This is a genomic window from Loigolactobacillus jiayinensis (assembly GCF_003946445.1).
Lineage (GTDB): Bacteria > Bacillota > Bacilli > Lactobacillales > Lactobacillaceae > Loigolactobacillus > Loigolactobacillus jiayinensis.
In genome coordinates, this window is record NZ_RHOF01000026.1 from 1 (window position 1) to 22426 (window position 22426).

23 protein-coding genes and 4 tRNA genes are annotated in these 22426 nt (G+C 41.6%); 26 read left to right on the top strand and 1 reads right to left on the bottom strand.

The features are described from left to right. Positions 1-307: 307 nt before the first annotated feature. From EKM80_RS07785 to EKM80_RS07815, 7 genes are all read left to right on the top strand, one after another. A tRNA-Glu gene (locus EKM80_RS07785) sits at positions 308-379 on the top strand. A 9-nt stretch (positions 380-388) separates the two neighbouring features. After that, positions 389-461, top strand: a tRNA-Thr gene (locus tag EKM80_RS07790). 316 nt (positions 462-777) lie between these two features. Continuing rightward, complete coding sequence (locus EKM80_RS07795) at positions 778-1365, top strand: hypothetical protein (RefSeq protein WP_125552560.1); 588 nt, start codon at positions 778-780, stop codon at positions 1363-1365. Positions 1366-1387: 22 nt separating this feature from the next. Next, entirely contained in the window at positions 1388-2107 is a 720-nt protein-coding gene (locus EKM80_RS07800) for a glycosyltransferase family 2 protein (protein WP_164509527.1), read from the top strand. Positions 2108-2265: 158 nt separating this feature from the next. Continuing rightward, positions 2266-2508 (top strand): hypothetical protein, encoded by a 243-nt coding sequence (locus tag EKM80_RS07805; RefSeq protein ID WP_125552562.1) that lies wholly within the window; start codon positions 2266-2268, stop codon positions 2506-2508. 613 nt (positions 2509-3121) lie between these two features. Continuing rightward, positions 3122-3574: a hypothetical protein gene (locus EKM80_RS07810; RefSeq protein ID WP_125552563.1), complete on the top strand. Its 453-nt coding sequence runs from the start codon at positions 3122-3124 to the stop codon at positions 3572-3574. Continuing rightward, positions 3571-4488 (top strand): quinone oxidoreductase family protein, encoded by a 918-nt coding sequence (locus tag EKM80_RS07815; protein ID WP_125552564.1) that lies wholly within the window; start codon positions 3571-3573, stop codon positions 4486-4488. Before EKM80_RS07810 ends, EKM80_RS07815 begins: the two co-directional genes overlap by 4 nt. 20 nt (positions 4489-4508) lie before the next feature. On the opposite strand, the gene EKM80_RS07820 is transcribed toward EKM80_RS07815, so the two are convergent. After that, on the bottom strand, positions 4509-5381 hold the full coding sequence (locus EKM80_RS07820; protein ID WP_164509523.1) for a helix-turn-helix domain-containing protein: 873 nt from the start codon (positions 5379-5381) through the stop codon (positions 4509-4511). Positions 5382-5622: 241 nt separating this feature from the next. On the opposite strand from EKM80_RS07820, the gene EKM80_RS07825 reads away from it, so the two are divergent. The 19 genes from EKM80_RS07825 (at position 5623) to EKM80_RS07915 (ending at position 22341) form a co-directional block, all read left to right on the top strand. Further along, a complete protein-coding gene (locus EKM80_RS07825; protein WP_125552566.1) occupies positions 5623-5979 on the top strand; it encodes a hypothetical protein in 357 nt (118 codons plus the stop codon). A 126-nt stretch (positions 5980-6105) separates the two neighbouring features. Next, positions 6106-6873 carry a Fic family protein gene (locus tag EKM80_RS07830; protein WP_125552567.1) on the top strand — a complete coding sequence of 256 codons (768 nt, stop codon included), beginning with the start codon at positions 6106-6108 and terminating at the stop codon, positions 6871-6873. Positions 6874-7027: 154 nt separating this feature from the next. Beyond that, on the top strand, positions 7028-7153 hold the full coding sequence (locus tag EKM80_RS07835) for an HNH endonuclease (protein ID WP_225418840.1): 126 nt from the start codon (positions 7028-7030) through the stop codon (positions 7151-7153). 21 nt (positions 7154-7174) lie between these two features. Then, positions 7175-7684, top strand: a complete 510-nt coding sequence (locus EKM80_RS07840; RefSeq protein WP_125552568.1) for an SMI1/KNR4 family protein — start codon at positions 7175-7177, stop codon at positions 7682-7684. 177 nt (positions 7685-7861) lie between these two features. Further along, complete coding sequence (locus tag EKM80_RS07845) at positions 7862-8134, top strand: MFS transporter (RefSeq protein WP_164509524.1); 273 nt, start codon at positions 7862-7864, stop codon at positions 8132-8134. 257 nt (positions 8135-8391) lie between these two features. After that, a complete protein-coding gene (locus tag EKM80_RS07850; RefSeq protein ID WP_164509525.1) occupies positions 8392-8847 on the top strand; it encodes a hypothetical protein in 456 nt (151 codons plus the stop codon). Positions 8848-9029: 182 nt separating this feature from the next. After that, positions 9030-9926, top strand: coding sequence for an ABC transporter ATP-binding protein (locus EKM80_RS07855; protein WP_125552570.1), 897 nt, complete (start codon positions 9030-9032; stop codon positions 9924-9926). Continuing rightward, positions 9919-11139 carry an ABC transporter permease gene (locus tag EKM80_RS07860; protein ID WP_125552571.1) on the top strand — a complete coding sequence of 407 codons (1221 nt, stop codon included), beginning with the start codon at positions 9919-9921 and terminating at the stop codon, positions 11137-11139. Before EKM80_RS07855 ends, EKM80_RS07860 begins: the two co-directional genes overlap by 8 nt. Before the next feature lie 100 nt (positions 11140-11239). Next, entirely contained in the window at positions 11240-12076 is an 837-nt protein-coding gene (msrA, locus tag EKM80_RS07865) for a peptide-methionine (S)-S-oxide reductase MsrA (RefSeq protein WP_125552572.1), read from the top strand. Between the two features lie 83 nt (positions 12077-12159). Beyond that, positions 12160-12801, top strand: coding sequence for an NAD(P)H-binding protein (locus EKM80_RS07870; protein ID WP_125552573.1), 642 nt, complete (start codon positions 12160-12162; stop codon positions 12799-12801). Positions 12802-13107: 306 nt separating this feature from the next. Next, positions 13108-14568 carry a peptide MFS transporter gene (locus EKM80_RS07875; protein ID WP_125552574.1) on the top strand — a complete coding sequence of 487 codons (1461 nt, stop codon included), beginning with the start codon at positions 13108-13110 and terminating at the stop codon, positions 14566-14568. 131 nt (positions 14569-14699) lie between these two features. Then, positions 14700-15524: a metallophosphoesterase gene (locus EKM80_RS07880; RefSeq protein WP_125552575.1), complete on the top strand. Its 825-nt coding sequence runs from the start codon at positions 14700-14702 to the stop codon at positions 15522-15524. A 138-nt stretch (positions 15525-15662) separates the two neighbouring features. Further along, positions 15663-15743: transfer RNA gene (locus EKM80_RS07885), tRNA-Tyr, on the top strand. Positions 15744-15749: 6 nt separating this feature from the next. Next, positions 15750-15821: transfer RNA gene (locus tag EKM80_RS07890), tRNA-Gln, on the top strand. Positions 15822-15999: 178 nt separating this feature from the next. Then, complete coding sequence (locus EKM80_RS07895; RefSeq protein WP_225418841.1) at positions 16000-17946, top strand: S9 family peptidase; 1947 nt, start codon at positions 16000-16002, stop codon at positions 17944-17946. A gap of 18 nt (positions 17947-17964) precedes the next feature. Then, on the top strand, positions 17965-18765 hold the full coding sequence (gene proC / locus EKM80_RS07900; RefSeq protein WP_125552576.1) for a pyrroline-5-carboxylate reductase: 801 nt from the start codon (positions 17965-17967) through the stop codon (positions 18763-18765). A gap of 154 nt (positions 18766-18919) precedes the next feature. Further along, the gene (gene nagA, locus EKM80_RS07905) at positions 18920-20068 is read left to right on the top strand and encodes an N-acetylglucosamine-6-phosphate deacetylase (RefSeq protein WP_125552577.1); all 1149 of its coding nucleotides are present in this window, start codon (positions 18920-18922) and stop codon (positions 20066-20068) included. Between the two features lie 174 nt (positions 20069-20242). After that, positions 20243-20944, top strand: coding sequence for a GntR family transcriptional regulator (locus EKM80_RS07910; protein ID WP_125552578.1), 702 nt, complete (start codon positions 20243-20245; stop codon positions 20942-20944). Between the two features lie 104 nt (positions 20945-21048). After that, positions 21049-22341, top strand: a complete 1293-nt coding sequence (locus tag EKM80_RS07915) for a DUF6056 family protein (RefSeq protein WP_125552579.1) — start codon at positions 21049-21051, stop codon at positions 22339-22341. The last annotated feature ends 85 nt before the right edge of the window (positions 22342-22426 follow it).

Here is a 22426-nt window from a genome sequence, read left to right on the forward strand (position 1 = left end):
GTCGCTAAAACTTGAGTAACTGATTAAGAAGGGCTGTCTTCTCAAATATAAATGAAAAGACAGCCTTTTCGAATACGGTCGATTATTTACTGCTTACGTTTGATAGTTTACGCTGCTTATTTAGTGATAAATGACATCACTGGAAGAGTCGAAAAGGTTGATCAAGCTAAAAATAAATGGAATATTGGTTTAGATCTTTACTGTAGCGTTAATAGTAAACGACTAAAGCTTTAATGAGATATTTTTAATTCTAAATGACTTTACAAATGCATAGAATACTGTATAATTATTAGTGTTGTTACAGTATGGCCCGTTGGTCAAGTGGTTAAGACACCGCCCTTTCACGGCGGTAACATGAGTTCAAATCTCGTACGGGTCATGTATTAATGCCGTCTTAGCTCAGTTGGTAGAGCATCGGTATCGTAAACCGAGGGTCACAGGTTCGACTCCTGCAGACGGCATAAACAAAATAGTTCTTATTTGCAAAAGCCTACAATAGCGCGTTTATTGTGGGTTTTTGTTTGTCTAAAAATAGCTACATCACCCCAGTATGCAGTTAGAATATGTACCATCATCAAACAGCTAATTTTTATTGGAATTATCTGTTTTTGTATAGCTTTTACATTCTGCAAGACACCAGGGTCAACAGCGTTGCGTTGTTTGGCTGATTTCCGGAAAATCGAAACCGCTTTAGTAGCTATTCTAGAAAAACGCGTTATACTTTGAATCAAATTAGTTAGCAGCGTGTTTAGTTATTGATTAAAGGAGGCGTTTGAAATGTTTGATTGGGAAACAATGGAGCAAACAGAATATAGTCGTCGGGCACAAGTGAGTTTTGTGAAGCTGACAAAACGAAGTTATCTAACTACAAGTGGTACTGCACCGAAACGCGCTGAGGATCCAGCCTTTTTGGAAGGGGCTGAAGCAGTAGTCGAGCTGGCAAAATTAATCAGCGAGGGATCTGCGGCTGGTATTGTGATTTCAGGGTTTAAGGCTTATCGACCTTACCCAGTGCAAGCTGTTTGGCAAGGTGATGAATTTAAGATTTGGCTCAAACAGCCATTATTCATTAATAAAGCTATTTACGAACAAGCTTTGAAACAGATTGATTTGGCTCAGTCAGTTGATTTTGAGCAGTTAGCAGAAGACACAGAAATTCAAATCATTACTAATGGCACTGTGACTCAAGCTGTAATTGATGATTTACAACGGAGTGTCACTGGAGCGGGCTATCAATTGGCTACTCCGGATAGCCATCGTGAGCTTTATTTGGATGGCTTGCCACTGACGTCTGACAAACAAGTCTTAGTGAGATTAGCGCTAAATACTGCTGGAAAACAACCGCCACTTGCGACTATGAATTAACGTATTTGAAAAGAAAGGCGTGCTGACGACTATGAAAATATCAGTCGTGATCCCAACCTATAATCTAGGTTCATATGTAAAAGCGTTGCTGCAAAATTTGACCAAGCAAACGGTTGATTTTGAATTATGGTTGATCGATGATGGTTCAACGGATAAAACGGCAACGCAGCTTAGCCAATTTGTTAAAGGTATTTCTGATTTTCATGCAATTCAATTAGAACATCGTGGCGTTTCGGTGGCGCGAAATTATGGATTGAGCCATGCAACTGGCGCAGGCATTGTCTTTATTGATGGTGATGACTTGATTGCACCTACTTTTATTGAAAGTTTAAGTCAAGGTATGGATCAAGGGGCTGTCATGGCCGCTGTTGGTTACGAGTGGTATCGGCGGCCAGCGACGCAAGCCACTTCTTTCATTGAATTGGATCAAGTGTCAATGTTTGATCAGGTTTCACAGCATGGTTCTGAAGTCGGTGGGTATGTTTGGAATAAAGCATTTCGTGCTACTGCGATAAAGACTGCAAATTTAACTTTTGACGAGTCCTTACATTTAGCGGAGGATTACCTGTTTACTGCATCCTTTGTGGCGCACACTCCCGGCAAGTACGTTTATTTACCACGTGTTTTGTATACCAAGCGCAATCGGCCGAATAGCACCTTGCACATGACTGATCGTAGTGATAGACGGAAAGAGGATCAGGTTTTTGACCACATCTACGACTTACGCCGCTTTATCGAATGATGACTATAAATTGCATGCTGAATCATTGGCAACAGCTGATATTTGGTAAGATAAAGTGGCTACCTTGAGAAAATGACGATGCCTACTTTTGTAATCACTGGCTACGCCAACACATTCGCAATGAGGACTTTCCGTTCATGGTGGACATTAGACTCTAAATGCTAAAGTTACTGTTCACTATGTCTGAAGACTTGTCCAAGGTTTCGTTTGGCGAGGGCTTAGCCTGCTTATATTCAGAGCTGACCGCTGGTACCTTGGCTGAAAAGTATCATATCAAAATCACAGACTTGGCAGATAGCAGCTATGATCAAAATAGGGTTAGTGTAATTAATAAAAATAATGATGAGCAGTCACTGCATGACAATGGTGTACCGGCGGCAGTGAACAAACGGTTCAAGTAAGCAATAATTACTTGAGCCGTTTGTTATTTTTATGTTAATTCGGTATAGTTGATCAATTCAGCTTTTAGGTGGTACTTTGTTAGTGACAATCAATTTTTTAGGTTGAAAAATTATTGTGCTAAATTGATCCAATGAAATTGCTAGTGTGGAGATGATCTTAACAAATGATATCACGCGGCCTGTATCTGAATAAATATAATTAGTTGGATTGAAATCATGGTGACAATTGCCAATAGAAGTGAAACAATTCCGGTCATTGTCCAAAAAGAAAACAGACGATCTGTAATCCGTTGTAATTCAGTTATACATGTATACTCTGCATTTTACCCCTTTTCTTTTGTATGGCTCTATACTACCATCTAGAAGTTATCACCGGCTTCATCAGTCGGGGAACACTCTTTTCTTGGCCTAAACAAAGGTCACGACAAAACGATGCTGTCAAAAGAAATTAGTTTGAAGGGTTTAGTCTCGCTGTTTTTGTATTTAGATAGATTTGGATTAAAATAGTCGATTTCCAAATTATCAGAACTCTTATTTTCGTTTAACACCAGCACTTTGTATAGTTAATTTATTCAAAAATATTTGAATAAAAAAACGAAAATGAGGATAAGTCATGATAACAAAGTTTGATAATGTAATTACAATTTGCGCGTCACCAGAAAGAATTAAATTCATTCTCAGCAATATCGATAATCTAAAACAATGGGATCTTGAAATAGCCGCAATCATAAAAAGATCAGAAAACACTGCGACCATAATCAGACGGGGCCCGGCACTTAATGATTCAGAGTCGGTAACTGTTGGAGAGACAGATCGTGGTGTGATTTATCATAGTGCTGACGGCACAATTGAATATAATATTGATTTTAGAATTCAAGGTGAGGCAGATACAAGCACTTTAAATCAAACTGTGACCATTACGAAGCTTCCAAACATTCTGCAGATCGATAAGCTGGTTGATCTTGCTCAAGTGGCATTTAAAGAAAATTTGCAACGCTTGAAGCGCCTTTGTGAAAGTAGCAAGTATAGTCAAGCTGATACGATGAACGGCAGGGTGTCTAAATGAAAAGAATCGTTCAGCAAAATTTCAACGGTGTTGACGGTCTCCAAATAGTGGAAGTGACTGCGAGTAAATTAACGCCGCTATCAGTGCTTGTGAAAAATAAATACATTCCCGTGCTGCCTTACGATTGGCTGACCGAGTATGGACTTTTGAAAGCCATCCGACCAGTTAAGTTACCAATGGTGATCGGTTATGGCTTCGGCGGAATAGTTGAACAGGTCGGCATGTTGCGCGATAAAAATTTAATTGGTAAAAAAGTAATCGGAATGCAGCCAACTGGATCAGCACAAGAAGTGATTAATTCGCAGCTACCGCCGTTACTTTTTACGGTACCAGATAATGTCGCGCTAAGTGATGCGGTAACCTTGATTGGGGGTGCGGATGCTGCACTACATGCAATCAATTCAGTTAATGTTGGCCCTACCGATACGGTCTTAGTGACTGGCGCATCAGGTGGTGTCGGTGTTTATCTGATTCAGTTGTTGAAGCTAGCTGGTGCTAAAGTGATTGCCCTAGCCAGTTCTGGCAACAGCGATTTTATAAAAGCGGTTGGGGCTGATGTGGTGCTCGACTATACGGATGCGCTGGATATGCAATTAAGGCACATTAATGCACCAAATAAGATCATCGATACGGTTGGTCGTATCGATTTGTTACAAATAATTGCAACTAACTATGATGAATTAGCCATTTTTTCGTTGTCGTTAACTAATTTTGATCCACCTAAAAAACAGCAAACTTTCCAATTTAGCAATGGTTCTATCGGTATTAGTGGCTACAAGCGACTATTGAAATTAATGGCTGATCAGCAAATCGTTGCCTATATTCAGCATAAATATAAATTTACTGACGTAAAAAAAGCCCATTTAGCCTCTAAAAATGGGCATGCACAAGGTAGAATTTTGCTGACGTTTTAAGTCACCAGTGTTGCTGTGCTTTATAATTTGTAGGTTTCTATTTTAAAAATATCGGCGATTGTTTGACTCTTATTTAGGGCTGATTCGGCTGCTACTGGCTCATTGAGTGCTGCGTGTGTCTTTGCCAAAAGTAAAAATAAATCAGCCAGCATGTAGTACGATGCGTGCGCAGTCGTCCAATCGATGCCCTTGGTGATGATTGTGACTGCTGCAGCATATTGTTTCGCTTCTAATAGCCGCAAGCCGAATTGGTAATACAAAATATTAGAATTTTCATCGTATTTAGTCATTTGGTCGTTTTCAACATGGGCAAGGGCAAAATTGAAGTCAGAAAATCCGTTAGTCAGGTCAGTTTTATGTTGAGAAAATTTGGTTTCTAAGTAAGCGATGCCCGCTAAGATCAGGATTTCATTTGGGGTCATGATCTTTTTTTGTGGGGTGAAAGTATAATTATAGGCTAAGCGCAGATAACGTAAACTGTTTTGGGTGTCGTTTAGCTGCTGCTCCGTGGCGACACCATAATAATAGTAAGTTTGTAGATCTTCATTTTTAAAAAGCTGATCAACTAGGTTATCTGTGTTTAGGTAGCTTAGCATGCCAGCATAATCGTGCTGATTACAAAGCTTTTTTATTGTGACGTTAAATTGATCTAATCCCGCTATTTCTGGATAGTTACTCAGCATTGTATGATCCATAGAGAGATTAAGTTTGGTGCAAATTCTTGATAGGAGGACGGCGTTAGGAATATAAATGCCTTTTTCAATACTACTGATCATCGATTGTGAACAAATATCTTCAGCTAATTGCTGTTGGGAAAGATGCTTTAATTTCCGTTCGCGCGCAAGCTTTTTACCTAGCGTTACGGCAATCACATTATCTGGTTCATCTACCAAGCTCACCACACTCCTATATTGAGAATCTTTCCAAGAATTATTATAAATTTACCATTTGTGGTAAAAAAATGAAAGTAGGTTGGACTGATGCCGCTATTAATAATCGCAATCGGGTTAGCGCTAGTTTTTAACACTTCTATTTACGGGATGACCACAGCTATTTTCGGCGTATTTCTTAGTTTGTGGGTAATCAGAAAGGTAAAATTGAGCGTTGGTTTGGGGTAATGAAGCAGCATGGCTGGTGGACATTGATTATGATCAATTCAAGTCACTGGGCGAGTTGCGTGAGTTCTTCGCAAACTACGTGCGTGATAAGAATAATCAGCCCCACAGCAGCTTACCAAACAAAATCAGTCTGATCGACCGCTTGAATAGTGAGCCGGATATGATCCAGCAAGTCTATCAGAAACGATTAGATATTGCCTTTCTTCATCGTGAAGAACGTTGTGTTGCCAATGATGGGACAATCAAACTACATGGTCGGCAGTTTGAAACTGGCCAGACGACAATTGGTGAACGGGTTACATTCAGGTATCAACTAGATTTATCGGCAATCTATACCGAATGGAACGAACAACTGATGCCAATCCAAAGATAAATTATAAAAAAATAGTTGATCAAGTTGCAGAATCAAAACAGCTTGTGCTTTTGACTTACACAATTGACCAGCTATAGGAAGGAATACTCTCATTCATGATATAATCCAACTAGGTAGGTGAAACAAATGAATAACACAGCTTTAGCAAGGTTCATTACGTCTTTAGGTAGTTTGAATGATTATGGTAGTACCTTAGCACAAACCAAGGAAGCTTTAGACAAAAATTCCACTAAACCCTTGAATCAATCAAAAGATGATATTGCAATCTTTAAAGACGCTTTAAAGGGGATTAAAGCAATCAAAAAGATTGGCTTTAATACAGACGGGATTATTGCCATCAATAAGGAATTTGATTCGCCCTCAGGTGAACAACCAAATTGGCCGGGCCACTTACGCAATGCAAATTACAATGAAGATGATAATATTGCAGTAACTGTTGATAAAAATGCTAGAATTCATCATATTCCACCGCAAGTTATAACGCGAAGTGATATTGATCAGATTATTAACACCTATAATAAATCAGATAAGCACGAAAAAGATGCTTGGCGAGTCTTTGCTGATCTCTCTAAATTGCAGCCATTTCAGGACGGCAACAAAAGGACCGCATTAATTGCCGCAAATGCGGCATATGGTACCTTTCAAAAAGAAAACTACTTGGTTTTACCATTCAATGATTTGGACCACGCTGAATTTATGATCAACTTGATGCGCTATTATGTCGCTAAGACGCCAGAAGAGCAGCATAAAACGTTTTCGCGTATGATGGAATTGTTACCATCTAAACGTGAAGTCTTGCTGCATAAGCCAATTGAAATGCAAGAAAACCAGGCACAAACTAAAAAGTTCAATGTTAAACCGCAGTTTAGAGATTTTAATTCACGAGAACGATGAAAAAGTACTGCTACGTAGCCGAGAAGACATAGCTGAATGGTAGTATAGAACTTGAGACAACTTGGACAAAACTAGCAGCATCACTACCTTGGAGTGGTCGAGACAAATTTAAAATTTGGTATAATACAGCTTACGTGACACAAACAGATGGCTGGTGGACGGCAAAGAGGTTCACCATATCAGGCCAAGAGTTTACGGTGGAACCGACGATAATAATAATTTAATGCCAATTCCCGTTGCTAATCATCGGTTAATAACGACTTGGTTTATCAATTATTAGTAAACTGGAGGCGTGTCACTCATGACACAAGATAAGAGAATAGATAAACTGGTTCAAGAATTAACAAACTTTGAAAATAAAAAGTTTGTTTATTATCGTTGGTCAGGAACACAGTTCACACCAACGCATTTTAGACTTTCTATTGGTATAACAGAGTTACAACAGTCACAATTGCGTGCTATGGCACTACCAAGTGACTATATTGATTTGTTGATGTTAACTAATGGTATAAAATTGTTTGAGGACATAAATAGTAAATCTATATTTGCTGGTAGTCTGTTATCTTTCGATGAAGTGCTAACTAATAATGGGTTTTTTGAAAAGCACCGTGACTTTGTTAAAGAAGGTAATATACCGGTATTTCAGATTCAAGATATTGGTTTAGTACTCATTAATACCAATAAATCTAAAGACGACACGATTGTATTTGTGCTACCAGATGATTCGGAAAAAGAAATGTCTATGTATAGTTTTTTAAACGAGTTTCTTTTATATGCGGGGAATATACCATCTGTTTCGTGGATGGATTAAATAATTTAGAAGCGTAAAGCTAATCAAAAAAGCCTTTAGCTGTGTGAGCAGCTAAAGGCTTTTTGGCTTTTTGAGAAGAAACTCCTAGTCGGGTGGCAAGGAGTTTCTTGTATGGAATTCATCACTGGAAATTAAAGCAACCTAACAATTAAATGATAGCGATTTCCGATAAGCTTTATGGCTGGATTAAAATATATTGGCAAGCATAAAATGATTTTGAATATTGGCTTGCTATCTATTCTTCCATTGATCGTCACACAATTGTTTAATGTTTCAAGCCCTGATTATGTTTCGAGTGTACTTAAGGCTAATAGTGTTGTGTACGGTTTAGCAGATATGGGGTATGGGATTGGCGGCCTTATAGCTGGATTGATCACTGGCACCTTGATTATTAAATTTCACGACCGCTCAATTATTATTTCGCAATTTATCATTAAAAAGGCTGATTAGTTGCAGACTGACAAAGGTGGTTGGGCCAAGCTTGGCGCCACTACTTACATCCTTGTCCATAATCTGAAAATCTTTACTTAGAAATGTTAAATGGAGTAGAGTTATAATAGTAATCTAAAATCGATTATTTATTGATCAAGTTCTAAACTAAATGGTTTCAAAACACGCGCTAAATAAATCATCAAAAAAGAAAGAATGTGGATTAGATTTTTAGAACAATTAGTTTCTTCCTTTTTCTCATGGCGTTTATCATTTTTTTGATTGCCGCAACGCGTTTTGCTAAGGCGAATAAGGTGCGGAATAACAGTACCGCGACGCCGCGTGATCGATTCGTTATTCAATCTAGTCGCCAGTCCTATTTAGCTGATCAATCAGCTGAATATTATTCTTTAACGCGACGGTCAACGACGCTGACATTAATTTTAACTTGGGCGTTAACATTTTTGATATATTTTTTCTGGGTAAATAATAAAGTAGCCGCAATCGCTACCGGTTTAATTTTTTCAGTGGTGGGGTTACTAGTGACTGCAACTTTTTACCAACGGGCTAGGTTAACGGAAGGCTTGTGGCAACAAGCAACTGAAGAGGAGCGGACTTTATTCAAGATCAAGCTGCTTTCTATTCAACAAAGAAAACAGCAGCGCTATGTCTTTTATGCTGCAACCATCATGCTCGTTTTAGCAATTATTTATTTTGCGACGTTTTTTGGCTGAGTGAAAATTGTAAATCAATAGTCGCAGTGCCCTCGGTTCTCGTCAATATAGCGAGAACGGGGGCTTTTTTAGTACTATCATTTTGAAGCATACTAAATGGGTAGCGCTTACTGGTGGTGTTCGGTATAATCGAGGATAAGGTGACACTGTTAGTGGGGTCAAATCAGTAGTGGGAGGATGTTATGTTAGCAATTCAACACTTATCAAAGCATTTTGGGACACTGCAAGCGTTAGATGATGTCAATTTTACCATTCAGCCAGGTGAAATTATGGGGTTGATCGGCCAAAATGGTGCTGGAAAATCGACGACGTTTCATAGTATTTTAGGTTTCTTAAAGTATAGCGGTCAAATTAGTTGGCACGATCAACCAATTACCGAGTCGGTTTTTGACGAAATTGGCTATTTGCCAGAAGAGCGTAGTTTAATGCCTAAGTTGACCGTTGAGCAGCAGATCGTTTATTTGGCGCGCTTGAAAAATAAGTCAGCTAAGGAAATTAAACCGCAGATTTATGATTGGCTGGCCAAGTTTGCGGTCAAAGGCAAACGTACTGATAAAATAAAGGATTTATCTAAGGGTAATCAGCAAAAAATTCAATTGATCTGTACACTGATCCACCGACCTAAATTACTAATTTTAGATGAGCCCTTTAGTGGGTTAGATCCAGTCAATGTGGATTTACTGGAGCAAGCAATTTTTGCTGCTAAAAAAGCAGGGGCGGCGATTATTTTTTCTAGTCATGATATGGGCAACGTTGAAGCGTTGTGTGATCATTTGATTATGCTTAAAGCTGGCCACGTGGTGTTGCGGGGCCGTTTAGACGATGTGCGTAATCAATTTGGTAAAACGCACTTATTTGTGACCACAGCTTGGCCGCAAGCTCAACTAGAACAATTACCACAGGTGGTTAAAGTGACCCAGTTGGCGACGCAACGCTATTTGTTACAGTTAGCCGATCAAGCAGCGGGACCAGAAATATTCCGGCAATTGACGCAGGGCCAATATATTGAAGAATTTAGCCAGCAAGCGCCTACGCTAGACGATATTTTCCGGATGAAAGTTGGTGAAGCCAATGCGTAAATTATGGATTATTACTATGGAAACTTATCTTCGCCAAATCAAGTCATGGAGTTTTTTGATTTTGGTACTGGCGCCATTTGCCATGTTGGGGCTAACGGTTGGTGCTGGCTACATAAGCGGGACCTCTGGGCAAAATAGTCAGCGTATTGCAGTGATTGCGGACCAGCCTAGTTTGCGCAAGCAATTCGTTCAACAAAATAAAAGCGATGTGAAAGCTGACGTTCATTCTGTTAGTGCTGCTAAAAAGGCGGTTAAGGCGAACCAAATCGCTGGTTATTTAGTCCTGAAAAGTGACGCGCAGCAAGTGACAGCAACCTATCGTGGTGGCCAATCAATGGCTAGTGGGCTTAAAGCACAGGTTGAGACACTTTTAGCGCAACAACAGCAACAATTGAACTTGGCTAACGCTAAATTGAGTACGACCCAAGCGGCAGCGTTGCAGCGACAACCGCAGTTTAAGCAAATTGTTCATCAAAAAACGGGTAGTGCCAAATTAGCGCGTTTGATTTCATTTTGGTTGCTGGTTTTACTGATTTACATGATTTTAGTAACTTATTCTTCGATTACGGCAACCGAAATTGCCTCGGAAAAAGGGACCAAAATCATGGAAATCATTTTTTCCAGCACGACTGCCAGTAAATATTTCTTAGGCAAAATTCTTGGCGTTTTGCTAGTGATTTTAACTCAATTAGTGGTTTACGTGGTTGGCGGTTGGGCCAGTTACTTAGTTGCACAACAAACGGCCGTTAGTAAAGCTTTTATCGCTAATAATCAGGACCTGATCAGTCAAGTGTTGGGTAATTTATTTAGTGTAAACTTGCTCTACTTGTTACTGGGTGTGGTTTTATACACGATTTTGGCGGCCTTTAGTGGTGCCTTAGTAGCTAAGGCCGAGGATGCTTCTAAAGCAGCCCAACCTGCGACTTACTTAAGCATGATTGCCTTTTTTGCTACTTTTCCATTTCAAAATAACGCGGATGCCTTGATGGTGAAAATTCTATCCTACGTCCCATTTTTCTCATCTTATTTTATGCCGCTGCGGATCATTGATCAAAGCGTCAGTACGGGGGCAATTATAGCTTCACTGGTGATTTTATTAGGGAGTATTTTATTATTGATTCGTTATATTGGTGGTATTTATGAGGGCCTGATGCTCCAAACTGATGACACCAGCTTCTGGAAACGATTCAAGCGTGGTATCAGTTATCGCTAGGCCACTTTAGCGGTGCATACGGCACCGCTATTTTTGTAAGCAAATTTAGTGCAATTAATGCGACGTTCACTGATAATCGGGGTAAGTGAAGGTGGTGGGGATGATGGAAAAGCAGCAGGTGTTGCTAAATGATATCTACAACTTGATCCTTAATCCAGCAACACGTGATTGGGAGCGCCAGCAGTTAGTGGCACTGAAAAAAGCGGTTGAGGCTGGTACGGCTTTTAAGGCGGAATTGGCGCGACTTGAAGCGAGTTTACGACCGTTGGCGGTGCGCGATAATTTAACGCCAGACGTGACTGATTTTTACCATAAAATCACTGGTGAACCTGAATTGGCGGAGCCGTTTGATCTTACGCGGCACTATGCGGCTGATCAGCCGTATGAAGAACGCGCAATTTTTGCGGGTGGCTGTTTTTGGTGTATGGTTGAGCCGTTTGACGCGCGGCCGGGCATCAGCGCCGTTATTTCTGGTTATACCGGCGGCCACACCGACAAGCCGACTTATGAGCAGGTGATTGGCCAGCATACCGGCCACGTTGAGGCGGTGGAGATCATTTTTGATACTAGAGTGGTTCACTATGCTGATCTGATTGAGTTATTTTGGCAGATCACTGATCCTACCGATGATCAGGGGCAAATGAACGACCGTGGTACGCATTATCGACCAGTGATTTTTGTTCGTAATGCGCAGCAGCGTGCTATTGCCACCGCATCGAAGCAAGAATTAGCCGCGTCGGGTAAATACAGTCGGCCAATCGTCACGGTAATTGAGTCCGCACAGAAATTCTGGCCGGCAGAAAATTTTCATCAGGAATTCTATAAAAAAAATCGCCAACGCTATAAACGTCTAGAACAAACTCGCCGCCAGTTTTTGGCGGTTCAACATTTGCGGAGCAAGCTTCGGCGTTACTTACAGCGGTTCAAACAGAAGTGAATAAATTTTTCAGTCGCTTTGGTTGCTAAATGTAATTATTAGTATTACAGTTAAAACTGTAGCATAACGAAAGGAAGGATATCATGAGTAATGTATTGATTCTAGGGGCAGCTGGTAAAATCGCACGTTTGGCGGAAGCACAATTATTAACGGAAACTGATGCGCAGTTAACCTTATTTTTGCGGCGTCCTGAACGTTTAGGTAATGTTGATGGCAGTCGTGAAAAAGTGATTGATGGCGATACGACGAAGCAGGAACAATTAGTCGCTGCTATGCACGGTCAGGATATTGTGTATGCTAATTTAGCTGGTGCTAACATTGAAGAGCAAGCAACCAAGGTAGTTGCGGCAATGCAACAAACTGGCGTTAAGCGGCTAATCTGGATTTCTACATTAGGTATTTATGATGAAGTTCCTGGTGAGTTTGGTAAATGGAATCACCGCATGCTTGATGGTGGCTATTTGCAGACTTATGCAGCGGCGGCCAAAGTGATCGAAGCGGCTGATATTGATTATACGATTATTCGGCCAGCTTGGTTGTCTAATAAGGATGAGATTGAATATGAGACCACACAAAAGGGTGAACCATTTAAGGGGACTGAAGTTTCACGCAAAACGATTGCGGCTTTTGTAACGAAGTTAGTTCAAGATCCTAGCCAAGAAGTTCGCCATTCAGTTGGTGTTAATAAACCTAATACTGATGGTGACAAACCTGAATGGTATTAAAATTGAGTGAATTAGGTTAAGAATCTGCAGTTTAGGCTGCGGATTCTTTTTTTATGCAAAAATATTCGTTTAAAACTGTACTTATGAGAAGAAAAGCGGTTACTGATTGACGTTATTCACTGTTTTGCATTATAATAGCTACTATGTATCGATTCTATACAAAAGGATGTGAAACGGACGCTTAATTATAAGCAGTTTTAATGCAACGAGATACATATATCAAATTTTAGTTGGGTGACTTGAGTTCAAGTATGTATTGATAGTTAAAAATGTATGAGATAAGTAAATGGTGAAAGGAAGTTTGAATTGAATAACAAAGAGGAAAAAACCTTCTTGGGCCAACCGCGTGGGTTAATGACGCTGTTCTTTACCGAGTTCTGGGAACGATTCAGTTACTACGGCATGCGGGCACTATTGGTCTTCTACTTAATTGATACTGTTAAACGTGGTGGCTTAGGTTTTGATGAAGCTACTGGGGCCTCAATCATGTCGATTTATGGGTCGCTGGTTTATATGTCTAGTGTTATCGGTGGTTTCATCGCCGACCGTCTGCTAGGTAGTCGCCGCACTGTTTTCTGGGGTGGTGTGCTGATCATGATTGGACATATTGTCCTATCGTTACCATTTGGTCAAGGTGCATTATACGGCTCAATTGCGTTGATTGTTTTAGGGACTGGCTTACTCAAGCCGAACGTTTCGGAAATGGTCGGAACGTTGTATACCGAAGACGATGTACGCCGTGATTCTGGCTTCACGATCTTCGTTATGGGGATCAACGCGGGCTCACTTTTGGCGCCGTACGTTGTTGGTTCAATTGGCCAACAAGTTAACTACCATCTCGGTTTCTCCTTAGCTGCGATCGGGATGTTCTTCGGCCTGATTCAATACTGGCGTGGTGGTAAAAACCTCAACGAATCTAGTAATCGTCCCGGTGATCCTGTTTCGGATGACGAAAAAGCTGGCTTAATTCGTAAAATTATTGGGATCTTTGTTGTTGCTATCGTGATTTTTGGCTTAATGGCCTTCGCGGGTGCCTTCAATGTAACCAATGTTATCTTAGTATTCAGTATCGTCGGCATCTTGCTACCAATCGGCTACTTTGTCATGATGCTTTCTAGCCGCAAAACGACTAAGGTTGAACGCTCACGGGTTTGGGCCTATGTACCATTATTCATTGCCAGCGTTTTATTCTGGTCAATTGAAGAACAAGGCTCTGTTGTTTTAGCTTTATTTGCTAAAAATCAAACTATTTTAAATCTTGGCTTTATCAATTTATTGCCATCATGGTTCCAATCATTAAATCCATTGTTCATCATTCTTTACGGACCAATCTTTGCGTGGTTCTGGGTTAAGTTAGGTAAGCATCAACCATCAACACCAGCCAAGTTTGCTTATGGCTTGCTGTTTGCTGGGGCTTCCTTCTTAGTGATGATCATTCCTGTAACCTTATTTGGTCAGGCACGAGTTAGCGCTTTATGGCTAGTCCTTAGCTGGGCAATCGTAGAAATTGGTGAAATGTTGATCTCACCAGTTGGGTTGTCCGCAACGACTAAGCTTGCACCAAAGGCGTTCCAGTCGCAAATGATGAGTATGTGGTTCTTAGGCGATGCAGCCGCACAAGCAATTAACGCACAGATCGTACGCTTGTATACACCAGCTAACCAGGTCACTTACTTTGCCGTTATTGGGATCGTTACGGTTGTCTTTGGTATCCTACTTGGCTTCATGGTACCGAAGATCAAGACCTTAATGGAAGGTATTAACTAGCACGTGGTTTAGATTTTTAAACACATTCTGGCTAATTACATTGCAAAATAGACGTTAAATAGCTTACACTAAAAATGTATTAGGCTTAGCCTGATGCATTTTTATTTTGGTTAAAAGGCGGTGGTGGGAACATGCGCAAAGTGGCAATGACCAGCGATAATCATTTTGATATCAATCATGTGGATCTAGTGGCGGTGTTAGAACAACAAGTCGCCTATTTATTGGCGCATCATTACACGGATTATTTAATTGCCGGTGATTTATTTAATGATTTCAAGCAAAGTGTGGCCTTTGTCGAAAAATTAACGCAACAGTTACAGCCGCAGTGTCGGGTTTTCTTTATTGCTGGTAATCACGATATGATTCGCGGCACGGATTATGTTGAGTTACAAAGCGCGGTCATGCCGCAATACGCCCACCAAAAATTGATTGATTTCCCCGGCACGGACTATGTGCTTGTTGGCAATAACGGCTGGTACGATTACCAATTTGCACAAATCCCTGGTAAAACGGCAGCTGAGTATAGTCGTTGGAAAAAAGCATTTTGGATCGATGGTGTGATTCAGCAACCGGTTAGCGATTTTGAGCGGATGAACCTGGTATTGACAGACACAGCGGCAAAATTACAGCAGGCAACGCAACAACACAAAAAAGTGCTGTACATGACTCATTTTGTACCGCAAGCAGCTTATATTGTGCACCGCTCGCGGGAGATGCTAGAAACGGCCAATGCTTATATGGGCGCGCCGCGGTTAGGCGATTTACTGACCCAATATCAGGTGCCGTACGCTTTATTTGGGCACACCCATTTCAAATACCCACCGCATCAAATAGCTGGGACGACTTATTTTTGTCGGCCAGTGGGTTATGGTACAAAACGACGGCAAGAATGGCGTTTTGGTACAGACTTTATAAGTGAATGGCAGGCGTGTTTGCAGACGCTGGAGTTAGAGTAGCAAGCAGACGCACTAGCTTATGCAAGCGTGTCTAAAAAGTGTCAGAATATTTAGTCTGACCATATTTTGGGGATACTCTGAAAAAAGGCTTGCATTTAGGCTTGATTTTAGATAAAATATTTAATGTTGAAAACATATGGAGGAGTAGCGAAGTGGCTAAACGCGGCGGACTGTAAATCCGCTCCTTCGGGTTCGGTGGTTCGAATCCACTCTCCTCCATTTTATTGGGATATAGCCAAGCGGTAAGGCAACAGACTTTGACTCTGTCATGCGCTGGTTCGAATCCAGCTATCCCAGTTAGTTGGACAATGGGATACTTAGAAGCATCAGCAAATTAGCTGGTGCTTCTTTTTTTAACTATTGACAGCACTATAAAAGTTCGCTAGGCTCAAATTAACTAGGCTGCTAACTGATGAATTTGGCAGTAATTCCAATGACGACCTTATAGCAGCGTTGCAAATGGGGATGAGCTTTTATGGCTAAGCGACCAGTCATGATGACGGATTTATTTAAATTAAAAGCTTTAGCTCAGCCAATCAGTGATGGGCGGCGGGTATTTTTCTTGGAAACGCAAATGAATCAAGTACATAATGATTATCAAACGGCCATCAAAAGTATCGACTTAGATAGCCGCCATTTAACGACTTGGGTAGCGGCCATGCCAGGAACAACTGATTTAGTGCTGTCGCCACAACGAGAGCATTTAGGTTATTTGGCGGTGGTTAACGATAAAACGCAGGTCTTCTGCATGGCGTTAGATAGTGGGGTGACTGAACAGGTTACTCACGCTGCGGCAGGGGTCAGCGCCTTTTTTTGGTCAGCGGATGGTAGCTCGGTTTATTTTCAGACGACAGATCAAAGTGAGACAGCAACATTACCGCAACCAACAGTAGTCACGAAAATGCAGTATAAGTTAAATGGTGTCGGCGTTCTGGCACCAACGCAACATTATTTATATCGTCAGTTAATTGGGGCCACCGCGACCCACTTGATTTGGCGGCAGGTTGCAGATTTTGAAGTGACGGCGCATTCAGCGGACGGTCGCTACGCCACATTTACCAGCAAACGATTGCCTGATGATGAACATGATTTTAGCGCGGGGGCTTATTTACTGGATTTAGCTAGTGGTCAGAGCACATTGATCAACACTGATTTAGCAGCAGGTTCGTTTTACGCGCAGGATTTTAGTGCCGATAGTCAGCGGTTGTTACTGTGGGGCCAGGATAATCACGTACCCAGTGTGGCGCAATTTCATCTATATGGCTATGATTTGGTACGAGAAGAGCTACGTGATCTGACGGCTGATCATGATTTGGAAGTCGGCGATATGTTAGTCGATGATGTGCAACAGCGTCTAAGCGGACAGGTGGTGCAATTTGTCACGGTTAACGACTTTGTGTTCTGCGCTAATCAACGTGGTGCGGTTGAATTGTATCACGGCGATTGGCAAAAAAGGGTTCAGCCACTGATCAGCGGTCAGCGGCACATCACTGATTTTGCGGTCGCAACTGCGGAACGGGGAATTGTCTTTACTGAATCGACGCTGACAACAGTCAGTCGCTTGCTTTATTATGATTTAGTGACTGGGGCGGAAAAATTATTGTACGATCCTAATCAGACTTATCAGCAACGGCATGAATTTAGCGTGGCACAGCAGTTTATCTTTAGTGGTGATCAGGATTGGCCGATTGAAGGCTGGTATTTGCCGCCAATAACTACTGAAAAAAATTATCCGGCCATTTTATACGTTCATGGTGGACCACAAGTTGATTATGGCTATACTTTTTTCCATGAAATGCAGGTGCATGCCGCCCATGGCTACGGCGTGATTTTGCTCAATCCGCGTGGTAGTAACAGTTATGGACAAACGTTTGAGCAGGCGGTAATTCAGCATTATGGCGCTAGCGACTTTATTGACTTGATGCGCGGGGTCGATCACGTGCTACAATTAGATCAACACATAGATCCGCAACAATTGTACGTCACCGGTGGCAGTTACGGTGGGTTCATGACTAACTGGATCGTTACCCAGACTCATCGTTTCAAGGCTGCTGTGACGCAACGCTCGATCAGTAACTGGCTCAGTTTTTTTGGCACCAGTGATATTGGTTATTATTTCACGCCATGGGAACTGAGTGGTGAAATTTGCGGTGATTTGACCCACGCTAAGCGCTTATGGCAATTTTCGCCATTAGCGCATGTGCAAAATGTGACCACACCGACCCTAGTTCTTCATGGGGAAGCAGATTTGCGTTGTCCAATTAGCCAAGGTGAGGAGTTCTACGTGGCACTGAAAAATCATGGTGTGGCGACTGAGCTAGTTCGCTTTCCTCAAGCTAACCATGAACTCTCACGAAGTGGGTTACCCAATTTACGTATCGCGCGCTTGCAACAAATTCAGCGCTGGTTCGATCAATATTAATAGAAGGTAGGCAATATAATGAAAATTGGTTTTATTGGCGCTGGGCATATGGCTCAAGCCATCATGCTCGGTTTATGCCAGCAAAAGTATGTTCCTGCAGCAAGTATTTTAGTACATAGTGCGCACAAAAACAGCTACCAGCCATTCGCAACTGCGCACGGGTTAACCGCAGTTGCCAGTAATGCGGCTTTAGTCAATCAAGCCGATCTTGTGATTCTGGCTGTTCCCGCGGCGCAAACCTTGGCGATAGTCGCTGAATTACAGCCAGAATTTACTGATCAGCCGCCAATTCTAGTTTCCGTTGCTGGCGGTGTTTCACTGGCAGAGCTACAGGAAAACTCAGATAGTACCAACCTAAGTATTGTTCGAGCGATGCCAAACGTAAACGTGGCGATTGGACAAGGGATGACGGCTTTGGTCACTAGTGAAGCCACACCGGCTGCTGATTTTGAACAAGTTGCCCATTTGTTTGAAGCGCTAGGTCAGATCACGCCACTAGCCGAAAAAGATTTCGCCACGTTTAGCGCCTTGGCCGGTAGCTCACCTGCTTATGCGTATTTATTTATCGATGCCTTGTCCCGTGCTGGGGTGAAGTATGGCTTAAATAAGGATGTGGCCACTAAAATCGCTGCGCAAACTGTTTTAGGTAGCGCGGCCAACGTGGCACAAAGCAGTACCAATCCTTGGGGCTTGATCGATCAAGTCTCGTCACCTGGTGGGACAACGGTGGCTGGTTTGTTGGCAATGGAGGAAGCTGGCTTAATGACGGCAGTGGTCAAAGGCATCGATGCAACGATTGCTAAAGAAAATACGGAATAACGTATACCAATGCTTGAACTTTTGGTCTATACCGATTATAATAGAGCTATTCGATTAAAGCTGGCGAGTTGCATTTATTGCGCGTTCAGATTTAAGCAATGGAATTTTTACTGCGGTAAAAGTTACCTTAATTAGGAAAAGGTGGAATAAATCAATGAGTACAAAAGTGTTGAAGCACGCCACAATCTATACTGGTGACGATATCATCGATGATGGTTTTGTTCGTTTTGACGATAAAATTTTAGCAGTTGGGTCAATGGCAGATTTCAAAAATCAGCCTGGCGATGAAGTTATTATGGCAACTGGTAAGACGATCATCCCTGGTTTTATCGATGTGCACAGTCATGGTGGCTATGGTTTTGATGCCATGGACGGCAACGCTGATGAAATCGACACAATGGTCAAAAAGATGACTAAAAATGAAGGTATTACCACTTATTTCGCCACAACAATGACGCAATCTAACGCAAACATTGAAAAAGCAATGCGTGGGGTTAAGGAAGCGGCTGACCGCAACCCAGTCATCAAAGGCGTCCATTTGGAAGGGCCTTTCATTTCCGCTAAATTTAAGGGTGCCCAACCAGAACAGTACATCAAAGATCCTGATCCTAAATTGCTCGACCATTGGAACGAATTAGCTGGTGGTTTGGTTAAATTAATCACCTACGCACCAGAAGATGATCATGCAAAAGAATTCGAAGACTACTGTTTAGCGCATAATATTGTGCCAGCCGTTGGTCATAGTAACGCAACCCGGGAACAATTGTTGACTAGTAAGGCTAGCCACGCAACCCATTTGTACAATGCACAACGCGAATTCAAGCATCGTGAACCTGGTGTTACCGGCCACGTTATGTTGGAAGATAATATGTACGCTGAATTGATCATGGATGGCTTCCATATCGTACCTGATATGTTGGAATTAGCCTTTGATCAAAAAGGCCCAGAACGGATCGAATTGGTAACTGATTCTATGCGTTCAAAAGGGATGCCAGAAGGCGAAAGTGAACTTGGCGGCCAGAAAGTCTTCGTTAAAGACAAGCAAGCTCGCTTAGCTGACGGTACCTTAGCTGGTTCTGTTTTGGAATTCCCCGATGCATTTAAGAACGCAATGAAATTCACTCAAGCTGACTTGTATGATGCTGTTTTGATGAGCTCAGTTAACCAAGCTAACGAATTTGGTTTAGAGAGCAAAGGTGGCATCGCTGTTGGTAAAGACGCCGACATGAACCTTATCGACAACAACGCTAACTTGTTAGAAACTTACAGTTACGGACAACACTTTGTCCGCAATGCTGACTAATAGTGTGTCTTTTCGAAAATTGATTTAGAGCAACTATGATTTAATTTCAAAAATTCAACGCCAGAGTTCACAATTTTGTTGAACTCTGTTTTTATAAGTAAATGGTTGCGTTTTAGCGCAAAACTAAGCTATATTAGACTTAATTAGAATAACCTTTATGGAAGGAGGTATTTCATGGAATCACCAGTTTATATTCAAATTCATAATTCAATCAAACGCGATATCGAGGCTGGAAAATGGAACATTGGCGACCGCATTCCCTCTGAACGCGAGCTTTCCGTTACTTTTGGCGTCAGCCGGATGACGTTACGCCAAGCCATTCAGACCCTGGTTGATGAAGGTATTTTGGAGCGGCGTGTTGGTGCCGGTACTTATGTTGCTAACCAAAAAGTTCAAGAAAAGATGTCGGGCGTAACTAGCTTCACCGATATTATGTTAGCGCAAGGCAAGACACCTTCCAGCAAAACAGTCTCCTACCATGTTGCCAGCCCGTCATTATCGGAAAAAGAAAAGCTACAGCTGACTGACGATGCACAAATTCTGCGGATGGAACGAATTCGTTACGCCGATGACGTGCCGATTAGCTTTGAAGTAGCGACAGTGCCAGAAGAATTAGTCCGTAAGTTTAGTAAGTCAGAGATCACTAGTTCACTGTATCGCACATTGGAGTCTAAGGCAGGGTTAACACTTGGTGGCGCGCAGCAGACCGTGACCGCGCAAACTGCTTCTGAACGAACGGCAGAATTATTGGATATCAAGCGTGGTGACCCAATTTTGCGATTACGCCAGTTGTCGTTTCTTAAAAGTGGGGCACCATTCGAATATGTCCGCACGCAATATGTGGGCAGCCGTTTTGAATTTTATTTGGAACGTTAAAGTGACCGTTTGCTGGTATAGTGCCGGTGAACGGTTTTTTTGTATGGTATTGTTGTCGATAATTGGTGTATACTACGCACAAAAGTAGTTGTGGGGGAAATTATATGTTAACTAGACACTGGACACGGCGTGACTGGCTAATTAGTGGGCTTATTTTACTAGCAATTTTTCTTTACTTAACACACTTTGGGTTTGAGCCAGGGACGGATGATACCTTCTTCAAAGCACAAGCGGCACAGTTTTCTATTGGGGATTACTTACAGTGGCGCTACCAGCACTGGACAGGGCGAATGGTTCCAGAGCTTGTTCTCTATTATATTTTTCATATACCTTTGCCGATTTTTCACTTAATAAATTTGGGCTTTATTATTTTACTAGCCTATGCATTACTGCGAATCACTCGGCAAAAAATAACTTGGGCAACACTGTGTCTAGTGCCGCTGCTAGTGGGCTATGTCAATTATGCGGTGCTGCATGATGGGTTCTTATGGTTAACGGGTGCAGTCAATTATTTATGGCCAGCAGCGTTGGGTGCCTATGCATTAATTCCTTTTGCAGACAGTTATTTTGGCAATGATAAAATTCAGCATGGTTGGGTCTACTTACTGGCTGGTACAGCATTTTCTTTGATCAATGAGCAGTTTTTAGTTTGTGCATTTGGTATTAGCTTAGTTTATTGGTTAGGTATATTGCATCAACGACAACGAATTCAATGGCTTCCCGTGGTTAATTCACTTCTTTTTTTGGCGGGATTATTATTTATGTATTTAGCACCAGGCAATCGCTTACGAACTGCGGCAGAAGTTAAACACTGGTTTCCTACTTTTTATGATTTAACTATTGGGGGACATTTACGGGTTGGTGTTAGCTGGTTATTTACAGCACTTAACCAAAACTTTTTTTGGCTATTATTGCTATTGGCAGTACTTGCACTGATTCTATTAAGTCTACACCGGCTACGGTTTATCTTTTACACAGGTTATCTCTTATTTTTGGCTGGTTATTTAGTACGACCAGAAATCGTTAATAATTTTAATCTAGTCAACACGACAGCTTGGACTGCCTCACTTGGTCAATTTGTGCTTTGTATTATTCCATACTTATTTTGGGGCGGCTTTCTAATCGTGCTACTAACTAACATTATACTTGTTGCATACCGCCCTGTTTTTCTTCTACTGTGTTGTGTGGCAGCGCTTTTGACTAGTATGATCATGTGGTTTTCACCAACAATTTATGGCTCAGGCAATCGTGTCTTTACAGCGACAGCAGTTTTACTTGTTGTTGTAGCGTTAGCGTTATTGAAACAAGTATTGGCCAAATATCCGCGTCAACAGATCAGAGTTTATCAGTTATTGATGCTATTACCACTGGTGAATTATTTAAGTCACTTATTCTAAAAATGAAAAATTAGTTAAAGTTAACGGGTATAACTATTAATGTCACTTAATTCCACATATAATTATTTTAATTAGAGTTTTGAAA